Source organism: Paenibacillus sp. J22R3 (genome assembly GCF_056269305.1).
This window is the reverse complement of the sequence record NZ_JBWDNS010000012.1, coordinates 33948-48378: the sequence shown is the minus strand read 5'-3', so window position 1 is coordinate 48378 and position 14431 is coordinate 33948. Positions and strand designations below refer to the sequence as shown.

15 protein-coding genes and 1 riboswitch are annotated in these 14431 nt (G+C 53.3%); all 15 genes read right to left on the bottom strand.

Translation table 11 applies throughout. From position 1 onward, the window contains the following. Window positions 1–399 precede the first annotated feature (399 nt). Window positions 400–2898, bottom strand: a complete 2499-nt coding sequence (spoIIE, locus tag AC0YN4_RS30130; protein ID WP_475784604.1) for a stage II sporulation protein E — start codon at window positions 2896–2898, stop codon at window positions 400–402. 419 nt (window positions 2899–3317) lie between these two features. Then, a complete protein-coding gene (locus AC0YN4_RS30125; RefSeq protein ID WP_475837528.1) occupies window positions 3318–3905 on the bottom strand; it encodes a S1 domain-containing RNA-binding protein in 588 nt (195 codons plus the stop codon). A 242-nt stretch (window positions 3906–4147) separates the two neighbouring features. Continuing rightward, window positions 4148–4477: an FtsB family cell division protein gene (locus tag AC0YN4_RS30120; protein ID WP_475784606.1), complete on the bottom strand. Its 330-nt coding sequence runs from the start codon at window positions 4475–4477 to the stop codon at window positions 4148–4150. A 23-nt stretch (window positions 4478–4500) separates the two neighbouring features. Beyond that, window positions 4501–5142 (bottom strand): spore cortex biosynthesis protein YabQ, encoded by a 642-nt coding sequence (yabQ, locus tag AC0YN4_RS30115; protein ID WP_475837527.1) that lies wholly within the window; start codon window positions 5140–5142, stop codon window positions 4501–4503. Next, window positions 5139–5423 (bottom strand): sporulation protein YabP, encoded by a 285-nt coding sequence (yabP, locus tag AC0YN4_RS30110; protein WP_090985874.1) that lies wholly within the window; start codon window positions 5421–5423, stop codon window positions 5139–5141. The genes yabQ and yabP overlap by 4 nt, the downstream gene beginning before the upstream one ends. A gap of 91 nt (window positions 5424–5514) precedes the next feature. Next, window positions 5515–5748 (bottom strand): hypothetical protein, encoded by a 234-nt coding sequence (locus tag AC0YN4_RS30105; RefSeq protein ID WP_475837526.1) that lies wholly within the window; start codon window positions 5746–5748, stop codon window positions 5515–5517. 496 nt (window positions 5749–6244) lie between these two features. Next, window positions 6245–6529: an RNA-binding S4 domain-containing protein gene (locus AC0YN4_RS30100; protein ID WP_090985876.1), complete on the bottom strand. Its 285-nt coding sequence runs from the start codon at window positions 6527–6529 to the stop codon at window positions 6245–6247. A gap of 2 nt (window positions 6530–6531) precedes the next feature. Next, complete coding sequence (locus AC0YN4_RS30095) at window positions 6532–6804, bottom strand: HU family DNA-binding protein (protein ID WP_090985878.1); 273 nt, start codon at window positions 6802–6804, stop codon at window positions 6532–6534. Window positions 6805–6982: 178 nt separating this feature from the next. Beyond that, window positions 6983–8464 carry a bifunctional methyltransferase/pyrophosphohydrolase YabN gene (gene yabN, locus AC0YN4_RS30090; RefSeq protein WP_475784609.1) on the bottom strand — a complete coding sequence of 494 codons (1482 nt, stop codon included), beginning with the start codon at window positions 8462–8464 and terminating at the stop codon, window positions 6983–6985. A 58-nt stretch (window positions 8465–8522) separates the two neighbouring features. Beyond that, window positions 8523–10355 carry a polysaccharide biosynthesis protein gene (locus tag AC0YN4_RS30085; protein WP_475837525.1) on the bottom strand — a complete coding sequence of 611 codons (1833 nt, stop codon included), beginning with the start codon at window positions 10353–10355 and terminating at the stop codon, window positions 8523–8525. A 150-nt stretch (window positions 10356–10505) separates the two neighbouring features. Beyond that, window positions 10506–11048 (bottom strand): stage V sporulation protein T, encoded by a 543-nt coding sequence (gene spoVT / locus AC0YN4_RS30080; protein WP_475784611.1) that lies wholly within the window; start codon window positions 11046–11048, stop codon window positions 10506–10508. 243 nt (window positions 11049–11291) lie between these two features. Continuing rightward, on the bottom strand, window positions 11292–11447 hold the full coding sequence (locus tag AC0YN4_RS30075) for a hypothetical protein (protein ID WP_475784612.1): 156 nt from the start codon (window positions 11445–11447) through the stop codon (window positions 11292–11294). Window positions 11448–11479: 32 nt separating this feature from the next. Then, window positions 11480–12328, bottom strand: a complete 849-nt coding sequence (locus tag AC0YN4_RS30070; protein ID WP_475784613.1) for an ABC transporter ATP-binding protein — start codon at window positions 12326–12328, stop codon at window positions 11480–11482. A 61-nt stretch (window positions 12329–12389) separates the two neighbouring features. Next, window positions 12390–13205: an ABC transporter permease gene (locus tag AC0YN4_RS30065; protein ID WP_090985887.1), complete on the bottom strand. Its 816-nt coding sequence runs from the start codon at window positions 13203–13205 to the stop codon at window positions 12390–12392. A 5-nt stretch (window positions 13206–13210) separates the two neighbouring features. Continuing rightward, window positions 13211–14224: an ABC transporter substrate-binding protein gene (locus AC0YN4_RS30060; protein ID WP_475784614.1), complete on the bottom strand. Its 1014-nt coding sequence runs from the start codon at window positions 14222–14224 to the stop codon at window positions 13211–13213. Between the two features lie 52 nt (window positions 14225–14276). After that, window positions 14277–14402, bottom strand: a riboswitch (guanidine-I (ykkC/yxkD leader). Window positions 14403–14431 lie beyond the last annotated feature (29 nt).

Sequence of the window (14431 nt, the reverse complement as noted above, 5' to 3'; positions counted from 1 at the left end):
ACGAAAAAGAAGCCTGCCGGCCGGACAGGCTTCCATTCCTCTTCTTCTATATAAAGCTATGGATCTTTAATAATCGCCGTCCCACGTTTATGCTGCCTCAATGCCAGTACGCGTTTCTGCCGTTGCCGCCCTCGGGTAAACTGTCCGTTTCGTATGCTGATGTTCATCAAATCGGCTCACCGTCCCTATTGTGCTCAACCCGGCTATACCAGATTGGCGGAGTGCAGCCCGCCTAGGCTGATGTCTGCTCATTCTAGTGATGACAATCCATCTAAGGCTATCGACCCTCTTATTGATCATTAATAAATGCCGGTGCACGCTTCATTAAAGAAGGGTGCCGAATGCGTTTCCGCTGCTTGCGCCTTTGGAGTAGTTGCTGGATCCATTTCATGTTCATGGTTAGCTCACCGTCCTTGGTCGCTCGACCTTGGTCACGCCAGGCCAGCGGAATGTAGCCCACTCGGGCTGATGTTTGTCTACTCTCGCAACGACAACCGTCATATCATCCACAATGTCGCCTTTGTGGTACCTCACGACTGTGTCCAGCAGTCCATCGGCAATTTCCTGTGGATCATCGGATCGAATTTCTTGGATGACCCGTTTCATCCACATTTCCTTATTCACGGCATGCCCCGGCGCGTCATAGATGCCGTCGGTCATCATAATGAGCGTATCTCCAGGCTGCAGCTGCACGCGAATAAGATCTATGTCAATGTCCTGCAAAATCCCTACCGGCAAATTGTTGGCCGAGATCGGAATCACTTCGTTCCCGCGCTTAATGAAGCTGGGCGTTGATCCGATTTTCATAAAAGTCGTCTTCGCGGAGTACATGTCGATGAGTGCGACATCGACGGTTGCAAATATCTCATCCGAAGAACGCAGCAGCAGAATGGAGTTAACCGACTTGATCGCAAGCTTCTCATCCATGCCGGATTGCAGAAGCTGCTGTAAAATCGTCAAAGCAGTGCTGCTCTCCTGCTTTGCACGCTCCCCATTCCCCATACCATCGCTGATGGCGACAGCAAATTTGCCATTGCCGAGCTCCACCGTACTAAAGCTGTCTCCCGACAGCAGATCGCCTCCCTTGGCGAGTCCGGCGACACCCGTTTCAATCTCATACGCTTTGGCCGTCCCGAAAACAACCTGCGCAGCACTTCCCTTCTTCTCCGGATAAGTCTCCGACATAACGGCAATTGGCTCGCCTAGGATATCGGATAACAGCGGCGCGATGATTTTGCGGCATTCATCATAACCGCGGCCAAACGTATGATACACCTCAATCTCTACGTTTCCCTCCTCCAAGTTAATAATTTCAATGCCTTGTATCGATAAACCGAGCCCTTCCAGCGCCTCCCGGATTTGTTCTTCCTGCAAATGCAGCTGCTGCCCTTCTCGCTGAATTTCGCGAGCCAAGTCTTCCATGACCTGGGAAACGCCGGACAACTGTTCTGCGACAAGCTGCCGAGAATCGTTCAGCTGCTTCCGCCAATGCCGATCATGCTGATATAACTCATGCTGCTGCTGCATGACGTTAAGCACTTGATGCGGCTTCACGCAATGCACGCTCCACTCCCTCGGCACCTCCTTCGGCCCCAAACGGCGCCCTTCCTCTACGGTTATCATCATGCTCGTCATCATCTTGTACGTATCATAGAATCGCCCCTCCCAGCAAAGTTCCCGCTTGTGGCAGGCATTGCATGTTCGCTCTGCGGCCGCATTCATGAAGTGGCCGGCAGCTTCTTCTCGCCTTTCTTTCTCCGTGGCCTCATGGCCAAGCTGACCAAAACTCCGGGAAAGCTGGCGAAACACTTCGGAGAACTGGGTTACGCGCTGTGCCGTGACGTCTCGGACGCGCCTTGCGTATTCATGCTGCGATTTCACATGCTCCTGCGTGCCGGGCACATATTTCGAAATGATACGAATTATCGATTTTGGGGTAAGCATAAGCATAGAGGCAGCGATCACCGACTCCCACGTCGACGCCATCACATCGGCTTGATTACCGACATAGATGGAAAGTATGGACGAACCGAGCAGCATCCCGAAGGCTACGGCCATTTTGCCGCCTTCACGAAGCAGTCCGGCAAGCAAGCCGGCGAAAGCTAACAAGCTCATCTGCACAATCGCATTGGTATCTGCCAAACTAAGTATGAGACCGGCGACAACACCCACAGAAGCGCCAAGGGGTGCGCCGCCTACAAGCGCAAAGAGCAGAAGCATAAACCTCGACATGATATGCTCAACGGACAAGCCATATATCGTCCAGCCCACAGCCCCCGTCATAATGGAGGCAAGCATGATCATTAAACAGATAATCTCTTCGTTCTTAAGTGCCGAAGATTTCTTCGTCAACGTCAGCACCGGTATCGCTTGGACGAATACCAAGGTCAGGACAAAGGCAAGTGATGCCTCCACGCCAACCATCATCAGCTGATACCAGTTCAACGTGTCTGTCGTCACTACGCCGAACAGTCGGACCAGCATGGTAGCCAGGAATACAAGCAGCGGCGCGTAGGACAGTTCCGCTCGTTCATATGCTTCAAGGCCCCTCAGCAATAAGTAAACGACGGCCAGCTCCATCGCGATCCACATCGGTTCCGGCGCTATAGCAAGCCAACTCCCAGCTACAATGGCAGCCGCAACCGGAAGCAGCAGGTCTCGGCGCAGAAAGAAGATTACTGTAAAGTAAGCAACTGCAAACGGAGTCAATGACTCCAAGATGACAGCTCGTCCGAGCAGAAACCCGACGGCCATCAGCGCAAACGTCCATTTTCGCGAGGTCAGCATCCCTGCTATGCGAAGCAACCCGGTTCGTTCCATTCCTTTCCTAAAGGTTGATTGGACGAAGCTAGTTTTCTGTACACCTGGGAACATGACAACTTTAGGTTTGTCCACCATGCCTGATGACACCGCCTTATTCCAAATTTGTATCCCCATTATAGGATTACGAATATAGAAATGTTTGTCAGAAAGCGTTGTCATGCAAAAGTTTTTTCCGACATTTTCACGCGCCGTGGGCGCCCCCCTGTCGGGATTGCGGCATCCTAGCGCTATCAAGGGGTCGACATCCTTATGCGCCTTCCCGTCACCCATCGTTTCAACAAAAAATGTTCCTTCCGCCAAGCCGGCGCGTGGCGAACCGCCGTCCGAACCTGTCGGGATAACGTGAGAACAAGAGAAAAGTTTTTGAGGTGGGCGGGTATATTTGTTAAATATGCTGCATATCAAGCCGTTGACAGCCCCTTCACGCCTTAAAAAAGCATCAAAAAAAGGCAGCGCCTCAAGGGGCACTGCCTTCTTCTCCTACTACTATGCTATTAATCGCGCTTAGCACCACGGCCACCGCGTTTGGATTCCGTGTTCTTCTTGAGCGAAGACATACGCTCTTCGCTATCTTTCAGGAAACGTGACATTTTGTCCTCGAAGGACGGTTTGCCGTAAGCAGGTTTGCCGCCGCCAGCTTTGTTGAATGGACGTCCGCCACCACCGCCGCCGCCTTGACGATTAAAACCGCCTCCGCCACCGCTTGGTCCGCGATCTCCACCGCCGCCCGGTCCGCCTGTACGATTGAAGCCTCCACCGCCACCACCGGCACCTGCCCGGTTGAAGCTGCCGCCTGGTCCGCGATCTCCACTGCGTTCACGCTGAGGAGGTGCAGAGCCTTCTGGCCGGTCGATTGCTTGCTTAATGGAAAGCCCGATTTTCCCGTCTTTATCTACATTAATGACCTTGACTGTAACGACATCTTCCAGTTTCAAATGGTCTTTAACATCTTTGACGTAGTTATCGGCAATCTCTGAGATGTGAACTAGCCCTGTGACACCTCCCGACAAATCGACGAATGCTCCGAAATGCGTAATGCCTGTCACCTTGCCCTCTAACTTGGCGCCCACTTCAATTGCCATAGGTAAAAATGTTCCTCCCTAACCGTTATGCGAAGCCATTAGCTTCGAGTTCTCTCAGCCTGAGGCTGCGAGCATAAAAATAAAATATGACTACGGTAAGCCGTTTTAAAAATATGGTTACTAAGCTGATTATACTCCAATGGGAGAAGCAAGGCAACAGGACGGACACCCGTTGTTACGCCCATCCTTGATGGATGCGAGAGGAATGCCGAACAGACCGGAGGTCCGTTCAAACCAATCATCTACGGCTGAGTAACGACCTCAATCCGCTTCTCACCTTTGCGAACCATACCTTGTTCCTTCGTTGCCAGCTGTCCAATGTACTCCTTATCGCTCAATCGCGCGACTGCAAGCTTCAGCTCTTCAACCTGCTTAGCTGCTGCGTCGATTTTCTGGGAGGCATTCGCCAGCTTGATCTCCGCTTGTCCTTGTCGATCAAGCTGAGAGATCAGCGTATATAGCGCCCAGCCCATGAAAAGAACGATAAAAACAACCCAGATCTTCAACCGACGTTTCGTTCCTGCATATTGCGCCGCAGCGGATGAATGAGAGCTTGTTGTAGATGTCGCCATATCACGGACCTCCTGACGTTAGATTAATCGTCTTTCTTCTCTTGCTTCCGATTCTTCCAGCGCTGCCATAGCTTATTCAATCCGGTACGAAGTGCAGTGACTCGTTCCGGTATTCGCCACTTGGTTATAATGGGATTTACCCACCGTTTCCAAGAACGAAGCAGCGGCTTCCAAATCGGCTTGGTCATCCATCTAGACAATAACCAAAATGGACGTACCAATTGTACCACAATTTTGAAAAGGAACATAGCAAATGCTCTCAAAAACGCAAAGAGCAGTTTCCCAATTCGATAGAGCAGCAGCAGAGGACGAATAATCAACAGATCAAAAGCACGGATGATGAATCTCGTAACCGCGCGGACGGTGCGTATCAGAATATGCACGAGCTGCATCGTGATTTTGCTAAACAGCCAGTAGTAACAGCCGATGCCAAGCAGCAGCCCGATGAACACATATGCCCGCACTTCCCCTTCATTGCTCGCAGAGAGCACCTGAAAGACAACCAATGTAGCCGCAATCCAGTAGAGCAAGTCGAAGATCGGAATCCATAACCGGCTGATCCGCAGCTCGTCCGATACGACACGATACCCATCGAAAACGACACCCATCCCGATCCCAGAGAGCAGCATCGTTATCATGGTCCACCACTGAACGGTCAGACTCACTTGAATATCTTCCCGAACAAGCCCTTCGACTTGCTGCCCGTATTGCCATCCAGGTAAGTGAGCGAATGAACCAGCCCTTCAATGGCGACCAGTCCCTGCTCCAGACTGAGATGCTTCATATGCAGGTTCTGCCCGCGGATCGCCAGAAAGCCCAGCTCCGTCTCCAGCAGAAACTCTTCATTGTCGAAGCTCTCTACATTCATCACGCCGGTAATCTCAAGGATCTTACGGTTAAGCATTTTGATTTCCTGGCGCTTCTGTCCCTTAGCTTGCTCGATCATTGCTCGTCCCCCTCCTTCAGCACATCTTTCACTGAGACTAGCCTATGGGGCAGGGACAGGTTTTAGAACTGCAAACTGCGAGATTAGAGGGTTAGGGTTTTGGCAGGATCATAGATTTGATGACTTGGACGAGTAAGGCGAAGGCAAAGAACAAGACACAAATCGCGCCGATGGCACTGATGATTCGCATAGCCGTTCGGATGAATAGGTAGCAGCCCGAAGACTCTGCCAGTGTCAACAAGACGGAACCAAACATCGAATCATTCATGCAAAGCAGAGCCAGCCCGGCCAGAATACCAAATACATAGTTTTGATGTACCCTCATCGTTCTGTTCACCTCGCTACTGCAACAGAAATCGCCGCTTGTGAGATTATAGCACTTTAATAAAAAATATGGATACGGGGTGTTTTTATTTTATAGGGGCGGGATTGCTAGACCGGGCGAGCCTACACTTCCTCTCACTGGTTATAATGCTGACATTTGTGCAACACTTTCGGAGTTTTGGAGTCTCGTAGGCGTTAATGTTGCTTTTTATGCAGCATTCCTGCGCCAACAGACTGGTTTTGGGCCAATTCGTTTAGCAATGTTGCAGATTATGCATCATTTCGCTTTATTTGATCATTGGGAGGTTGAAATGTTGCTTATTCGGCATCATTAACTACTTGGCCAAAAAAACTGCCCCATAAGTCGCTCCCCTCACTTGAGGGACAGCGTCGTTCATGCCAAACGGGGATTCATGTGAGAATGGAGCTGAATGGGCGCATAAGAAAAACAGCCTCCCCCAGGTATGACCCCGGTTGAGGCTGTCGCTTCAAACTGCTTATGCTTGCCAGTCGAGTTTGTTCTCTTGCTGGCGCGCTTCTTCTTTCAACAAAGTATACATCCCGCTAGCCTCGTCCTTCTTGGTCGTCTCCAAGATCCGCTCGACGCGGACGGTGACGATCTTCTGGCCGTATTGAATCTTGAGCTCGTCGCCGGCTTTGACGGTGCTGCTCGCTTTGGCTTCACGATCGTTAATCCAGACGCGGCCTTGTTCGGACACGTCCTTTGCGACAGTACGCCGCTTGATTAAACGCGATACTTTGAGGAACTTATCCAGACGCATGATTACTTGATCGCGTCTTTCAATTTATTGCCGGCTTTAAACGCTGGAACTTTGGATTCTGCAATTGTGATCGGGTTGCCCGTTTGCGGGTTGCGACCTGTACGGCCGGAACGCTTACGCGTTTCGAATGTACCGAAGCCGATCAATTGTACTTTGTCTCCGCCTGCCAGGGCATCTGTTACTTCGCCCAGAAAGCCGTTCAATACGGATTCTACATCACGCTTGGTCAAACCGCTTTTTGCCGAGATGTTGTTGATCAAGTCTGTTTTGTTCATGGTAAATGGCCTCCTAAAAGTTCAATTATACTTGTAGGCAGTGTTTAGACTGCCGCATAGCTTAGGTTCCTCAGCTACTACTTCTGCCTATTAGCAAATAAATCCTGCTGATTGGAAAATTATTTTCACGTTTTGTGAGGAAACAAGCCGAATTTTGACGAATCTACAATCCTTTTTACTAGGGAAGCTTCTTCGCATCCTCCCAGTAACGATCCATCTCTGTTAAATCAGTTTGGTCAAAGGTTCGGCCGCTTATACGAAGCTGCTCCTCAATATATGAAAATCGTTTCTTAAATTTCGAATTGGTGCGAGAAAGCGACTCTTCCGGATCGGCATGGATGAAACGCGATACGTTGACCGCCGCGAACAACAAATCTCCCAGCTCGTCCGCTTGCTGCTCCGCATCCTTTGATTGGATCGCTTCGCGAAGCTCACCAAGCTCCTCGCCTACCTTGTCGAGCGCCGGGCCGATATGATCCCAGTCGAAGCCGACTTTGGCCGCTTTCTTCTGAATCTTGTAAGCTTTCATCAGAGCGGGCAGATCCGGCGGAATGCCATCGAGCTGCGAGGCTGCGGCAGGATCGATGCCTTTGCGGCGTTTCTCCTCGGCTTTCATCTGCTCCCAATTGCGCAGCGCCTCTTCGGAATTGCCGGCACTCGTATCGCCAAATACATGCGGATGACGGAACAGCAGCTTCTCGTTAAGAGATTGAATGACATCATAGACGGAGAACGTGCCAACCTCTTCTTCCATCTGGCTATGCAGCATCACTTGCAAAATGACATCCCCGAACTCTTCGCGCATGCCGTCCGGATCATCGTTATCCAGTGCTTCAATCGCTTCATAAGTTTCCTCGATGAAATTATTACGAATCGATTGATGCGTTTGTTCCCGATCCCACGGGCAGCCTTCAGGGCTTCGTAATATAGCAACGATTTCATGCAGACGCTCGAAGGAGCGGTTGCGCAGCATATCGTCCGTGGAACGCGGCAGCCAAATCAGCGAGAGGTTGCCGTAGCCAGGCGTCCGGTCCAACTCATAGAGCGGAACGGTAATGATCTGCTCCTCGCCGGGTACACCGAGTGCATGACCGATCGTGATCGGGTAGTCATCAGGCAGCAGCTCCATAAGCGTCAGCTTCACATCCGAAGCCGTAAACTCGTCATAGACTTGGCCGATAACGGTATGCAGCTCCGTGCGGATCAAGGACGGCTTCAATTCCGCTGCATCCAGCAGCTGGAAGCCTTCAATAGGATCGAAGCCGAGCCGCGTAAAAGCTTGATCCAGGAAGCTCTCGCCGCCAAGGATGCTCAGCTCAATGCCCCGCTCCGGGCAGCGCTCGCGCAGCAGCTGTACGGTCCGCTCCGCCACCATGGGATGGCCGGGAACGGCGAAAATTAAGCTGCCTTTGGTGCCGGCGTTCGCAATGAGCTGTTCTGCAATTGCTTCATATACATCCGGGAACGATTCCATCTCCTCGTATAGAAAATCGAAGGACTCGTATGCTAACTGATGATCGCTGAATACCTTCATCATGGGGTGCTTGTCCGTCCGGACATAGCGATTGGACGCTTCTTGCAGTCTGCGCCAAACGCCAAGCGTAAGCTGGTCTTCGTCGCCGGAGCCTAGTCCGACCACGGTTATTGTTGGTTGTGACATGTATGTATGTTCCTCCTTTGGGAATGCAATTGTCGGCGAAGTGTTCCGCCGAGGCGAGTTAGTTGGCGGCGGGTAGCAGCCGCCAACGCTGTAATCGGGCGGCAAGCGCATCGCCGCCCGGAAGCGCGCGCAGCTCGCGCGCGGTCACGCCGCCGAAGCGCAGCACGGCGGCGGCGAAGAGCGCTCCGCCGAGGGCGGTTCCCCCGAGCGCGAGCGCGCAAGCTGCCGCCCTCGGCGGCAGCGCAAGGTCGAGCAGCGGGGCACCGCCGCGCTCGATCAGGACGAGCACCGCGGCCATGACCGCGAGTGCGAGTCCGATGCCCGCGGCGCGCCGCGCGGGCATAGCCGCGCCGGAGGCGCGGCGGACGGCGCCCGTGCCGAGCAGGGCGGCCGCCGTGAGCGCAGCGATGCCGGCGCAGGCTGCGCCGGCCGTGCCGAACGCCGGCACGAGGGCGGCGTTGAACGCCGCCTTCAGCGCGGCCGCGGCCAGCATGAACAGCGCAGGGGCACGGACAGCCCCCAGCCCCTGCAGCGTCGCAGCCGCGATGGCGCTAACGGTGCCCGCGAGCGCCGTGCACCCGACAAGGGCAAACGTACGCGATCCGGCATCGTCCGCGTACAACATCACATTAACGGGCTCGGCCAGCAGCGCGAGCCCTAAAGCCGCGGCTGCGCCGATGCCCCACGCAGCCCGCAGCACGAGAGCCGCCTGCTGACGCACGGCGGCTTCGTCTCCGCGCACGCGCGCGGCCGCGAGCGCGGGAACCAGCGCGGCTCCCATCGCGCCCGCAACCATGACGACCAGCTGCACAAGCGGCTGGCCCCGGCTGTACAGGCCGAAGAGCGACATCGCTTCGGCCTGCGACACACCGGTTCCGCGAAGCAAGCGCGGAACCGTGAATGCATCCACAACGCCAAGCGCCGGTACGGCAAGCGCCCCTAGCGTAACCGGAATCGCAAGCAGAGCCAGTTTGCGCATCAACGTCACTATTCTTTCTTTACCCACTTCCTGCGAAAAGTTACGTTCAACCGTAACGCCCAGCTTCCACTTCTCTTTCCGGTCTTGCTCTTGCTCCCGCCATCCCCGCTCCCGCAGCCAGAACGCCGCAATTACCGCAAGACCCGCCGCGCCGCCGATGGCTGAACCGGCAGTTGCGCCGGCAGCAAGCTTAGCATCAGACCAATTGTAATGCCAGCCGACCGCGAGCAGAATCAACATACCCGCCACGCGGACCGTCTGTTCCGATAGCTGGGACACGGCCGAAGGCAGCATCTGTCCCCGCCCTTGATAGTAACCGCGAAGCGCCGCCATGACAGGCGCGAACCAAAGCGCGAGCGAGACGGTTCGCACCGCAGATGCAGTGGCCGCGTCGCCTATCCAGACGGCGATTCTATCGGCCCCGAGCCATAGCAGTACAAATCCCACAGCGCCGCTCATAAACAATAACCAAGCGCTGGCGCCAAGCACACGCCTTGCACCGCCTGAATCCCCGCGTGCCTCGCGCTCGGCTACGAGCAGCGAAACCGCAACAGGGAATCCTGCCGTTACCATCACCAGCAGCAGTTGATACAGGGGATATACCGCGTTATAGATCCCGAATACGCGATCACCGGCTATATTTTGCAGCGGAATTTTCTGCATCGTGCCAAGCGTCTTACTGATAAGCATGGCAACGCCCATTAGAGCCGCACCGCGCAGCAGTAGAGGCTTATACCCCGTGCCTGTACTCTTCACCGTTCCGCCTGTGCGCGTATTTTTTTCCGTTTCCCCCATGCTCGTACTCTTCTCCGTTATCTCTGTGCCTGCACGCTCCATCTTCCCCGTGCCCGCGCGTTTCTCCGTTGTCCCCACGCCCTGCTCCACACGCTGCCCATCCACATCCGCAGTCACAGCATGCTCCTCTTGCCCTATTTTCAAAACCTGTGCACCTGCCCTACTCTCTTCTCCTGCTCCCATTATACCCCAAACGGCCGCGCAGAATGGACCTCTACAGAAAAAAGCTCCCATGAAGACATGCTCTTCAAGGAAGCTTCTACGCTGCTATTGCTCCATTTGCTTGGCGAGGAACCCCGCTGCGGTTTCTGCCATTTTGGTCTCCATTTGCGCCATCTTGACGCTTTCGTCCTTACTTAGCAGCACAACGGTGCCGATAGGATCGCCGCCGGCTACAATCGGAGCCGCCACGAAAGAACTGAATGCCTCTCCAATATCTTTGACGACCTCGTAAGAGCCGCCGCCGGCTTCCACAACGGTTTTGCGGTTCTCCATACAGCTCTCCAGCATGGAGCCGATCTGCTTCTCCAAATAATCTTTCTTGGATGCTCCCGCGACCGCAATAATATTGTCCCTATCCGTGATCAACGTAATATGGCCTGTGCTTTCAGCTAAAGATTCCGCATACTCTTTGGCGAAATCGCCAAGCTCACCAATCGGGGAATACTTCTTCAAAATAACTTCGCCATCGCGATCAACGAATATTTCCAGCGGGTCGCCCTCGCGTATGCGCAGTGTTCGGCGGATTTCCTTAGGGATGACGACCCGGCCGAGATCATCGATACGACGGACAATTCCAGTTGCTTTCATGTTCTAGTTGCCCCACTTTCCTTGAAGGTTTTGAATTGGACTGGACGCAAGCTGCAAATTGCAATTTTTCTATCGTTCAAGAGGAGAGGATCCTTGAAAAAGGTGATTATCGATCTGACCATAGTATTCATCCCCTCCCATTTTCTTATGCACGTGGAAAAGGGACAAAAGCCTTGAATCACCGCTGTTGGAGGTATCTTCCACAAAGATCCCCAGAACATAGAAAAAAAGCACCCCGCAGCTCTAACGAAGAGCTTCGGGATGCCGAAAGAACATCATTCTAACGATAAAACCAAGTGCCGCCAGCAGCTTTCTATTGAAGCGCTTCGCATCAGCACCGCCTGCACTGCCCGCCTTGCCGCTTCCCGCGGAAGGGTCATTCGAATCACGCCTCACCATGCCGGATCACTCCTCGTCCAAGATTGCCTTGCTTAATGCTTCAGCAGCTGTCCAAGCTCTCGCTTGAGCGCCAGAAATTCCGGCAGCTCGCGTACTTCAGGAGTCCGTTTATCCGGCAGTCCCACATCGAAGGTTTTCAGAATGCGGCCCGGGCCTGCACCCATCACTACGATGCGCTGCGACAGGAAAATCGCTTCGTCGATATCATGCGTGATGAAGAGAACAGTCGTCTTCTCCTTCTCCCACACCTCAAGCAGCATCTCTTGCATCTCCAGCTTCGTCTGCGCATCAAGTGCTCCGAACGGTTCATCCATGAGCAGTACCTTCGGACGGTTCGCAAGCGCCCTCGCAATCGCCACCCGCTGCTTCATCCCGCCCGAGAGCTGCTTTGGATAGGCGCTAGCAAACGCTTCGAGCTTAATCACTTTCAGAAAATGATTGCTGATCGCACGGCGCTCCAGCGTCGAAATCCCTTTCAGCTTCGGGCCGTACTCAATATTCTCACGCACCGTGAGCCACGGAAACAGCGTATATCCTTGGAAGACCATGCCTCGCTCAGCACCCGGCCCGATCACTTCTTCGCCATCCAACGTAACCGATCCGTCCGTCAGCTCATCAAGTCCCGCAACGATACGAAGCAGCGTCGATTTCCCGCAGCCGGAAGGGCCTACGATGGTGACAAACTCATTGGTGCCAATGCTCATATCGATATTTTTGAGGGCTTCGAATTGGCTTTTCTTCGTCTCGTACACCTTCTGCAGGCCTCGAATTACGATCTCACCGCGCTGCACCACCGCTAAATCCTTCGCACTGGCTCGAGTATTTCCTTTCGCGTTTGCCGATTGCTCTTCATAGTTAGCTTCACGTTTAACGGCTTCCATCGCGATCAACTCCCTGTACTGATTTCATTGCAATGTCTACTGCCTGCGAACCATCCAATCATCACGCCCAAGGGAACAACCTGCGGTTTAAGAAAGCGAAGATCCGATCGCTAATGAGTCCAAGAAGACCGATGACGATAATGCCGACAAAAATTTGATCCGTATTCAGGAACCGCTGTGCCTTCATAATGGCGTAACCGAGTCCGCTGTTGACCGCTACGAGCTCGGCAACGACGAGGTACGTCCATGCCCAGCCTAGAATGAGGCGAAGTGTGTTCATCAATTGCGGCTGAATGGCTGGAATAAGCACCGTCTCGATCGCCTTCCAGCGGCCTGCCCCAAGCGTGAAGGACGCTTGAAGCAGATCATGAGAGACGCGGCGCGTATTGTCCGCCACCATTAAGACGAGCTGGAAGAAGCAGCCGAGGAAGATAAGCAGGATTTTCGCCCATTCCCCAATGCCGGCCCACACCATAATGAGTGGAATAAAGGCAACTGCCGGCATGTAGCGGATGAATTCCATCGGCGGTTCTACGAAGGCTTCACCGTACTTGAATGTACCTGCGAAGATGCCGAGCGGAATGCCAACGATACAGGCGAGCAAGAACCCTGCCGATACACGGAACACGCTAATCCCGATATGATGCCAGTACTCACCGGTGCCCAGCATCTTGAACATCTCGACAAATACTTTATCCGGCGTTGGCAGGAAGACCGGATTTACCGATTCCGTGTAACTAAGCGCCGACCAGACGATGAACAAGAGTGCAAAAGAGAATCCTGCGGTGAAGGCAAACGGCCTCCCGCCGATATCCTTAAAGATTTGAAACCGATTCGGCCGCTTCTTATGCCCGGGTTTAAGCTCGTTTGCCTTCATCGTGATCACTCCTTAGCTGCTTTTTCTACAAACGATGAGTCGAAGAGGACGTCGAAGTCTTTGATTTCATCCACCATATCGAGCTTTTTCAAGAAGTCGGCCGTTTTCTGAGCGGTATAAGGCAACGACGTGTAATCATCGCGTTTACCGAATGCGTTCACGTTATCCGACGGTGTGAACAGCTTAATGCTGTCAAGACCAAGCTTGAAATCCTCCGGCGTCGTTTCTGCTTTCTCCGCCATAAGCTTAATGGCTTCATCCTGATGGGATTTAAAATAATTCAGCGCATCGAACCATGCATCTACGATCTTCTGAATATCATCCGGACGGTTCTTCACGACATCATCGCGGAAGACGAGCAGATCGGGAATGAGGCCCGGTGTATCTTTGGAAGAGAAGAGCACCTTGCCCTTGCCTTCTTTAACTGCTTTCGTTTGGAACGGCTCCCATAGCACGGATGCATCTGTTTTGCCGGATATAAATGCAGGTCCTGCATCGTTGACCGTCATATTGACGTAATTGACATCCTTCTCTGTCAGTCCGTTCTGATCCAGCGCGGTCAGCAGCAGCAGATGATCGACGGTTCCGAGCTCCGTTGCAACGGTTTTGCCTTTCAACTCGGCAATGGAGCCGATGTTCGACTTGCTGACAATCGCGTCACCGCCATAGGAGTTGTCATTGACAAGAACGGCTTTCAAGCCGATTCCTTTGGATGCGGGAGCAAGTGTATCGCTGAGCGTTTGGCTATTGGCATCCACTTTGCCCGTAGCGAGTGCTTGAAGAGAATCACTGTAAACCGGGAACCATTTCAGATCGACTTTGACGTCATGTTTCTCGAAGAAGCCCTTCTCGTCGACGAGGTACCAGAAGAACCAGCCCGGCCAAGGACTAAGCGCAATTGTAATCGGCGAATCGTCCGAACTGGATGAAGCTTCCTTGGAACCTCCGCAGCCGGTGAGCGCCGTCAGCATTGCAGCTAGCAGTAACAGTGTAACCGTCGTCCGTTTCGTTCTCTTCATTTCTCCCCACTCCTATCGATTCTCTATAAGAATAGAAAAAGCCTCAGGAGAGATCTCCCAGGCTTTTGTCCTTCCGTGTTATACGGAGATCGCGGCCCAAGTTCATGTGAGCCATTCTCCATACGCCGCCTCTCGGACCAGCTGGTTGTGACACCACGGAACCCTAGACAGCTTTTTCGTTCCCGTAAATTGCCGAGAACCGATATT

Bases quoted from the DNA above. Each gene is read 5' to 3' on its own strand.
- AC0YN4_RS30125 (WP_475837528.1), bottom strand. From the start codon at position 3,905: ATGGCAATTGAAGTGGGCGCCAAGTTAGAGGGCAAGGTGACAGGCATT.
- AC0YN4_RS30065 (WP_090985887.1), bottom strand. From the start codon at position 13,205: ATGAAGGCAAACGAGCTTAAACCCGGGCATAAGAAGCGGCCGAATCGG.
- yabN (WP_475784609.1), bottom strand. From the start codon at position 8,464: ATGTCACAACCAACAATAACCGTGGTCGGACTAGGCTCCGGCGACGAA.
- spoVT (WP_475784611.1), bottom strand. From the start codon at position 11,048: ATGAAAGCAACTGGAATTGTCCGTCGTATCGATGATCTCGGCCGGGTC.
- AC0YN4_RS30095 (WP_090985878.1), bottom strand. From the start codon at position 6,804: ATGAACAAAACAGACTTGATCAACAACATCTCGGCAAAAAGCGGTTTG.
- AC0YN4_RS30105 (WP_475837526.1), bottom strand. From the start codon at position 5,748: ATGAGGGTACATCAAAACTATGTATTTGGTATTCTGGCCGGGCTGGCT.
- AC0YN4_RS30075 (WP_475784612.1), bottom strand. From the start codon at position 11,447: ATGGTGAGGCGTGATTCGAATGACCCTTCCGCGGGAAGCGGCAAGGCG.
- AC0YN4_RS30060 (WP_475784614.1), bottom strand. From the start codon at position 14,224: ATGAAGAGAACGAAACGGACGACGGTTACACTGTTACTGCTAGCTGCA.
- AC0YN4_RS30120 (WP_475784606.1), bottom strand. From the start codon at position 4,477: ATGGCGACATCTACAACAAGCTCTCATTCATCCGCTGCGGCGCAATAT.
- AC0YN4_RS30100 (WP_090985876.1), bottom strand. From the start codon at position 6,529: ATGCGTCTGGATAAGTTCCTCAAAGTATCGCGTTTAATCAAGCGGCGT.
- AC0YN4_RS30070 (WP_475784613.1), bottom strand. From the start codon at position 12,328: ATGGAAGCCGTTAAACGTGAAGCTAACTATGAAGAGCAATCGGCAAAC.
- spoIIE (WP_475784604.1), bottom strand. From the start codon at position 2,898: ATGGTGGACAAACCTAAAGTTGTCATGTTCCCAGGTGTACAGAAAACT.
- yabP (WP_090985874.1), bottom strand. From the start codon at position 5,423: ATGATCGAGCAAGCTAAGGGACAGAAGCGCCAGGAAATCAAAATGCTT.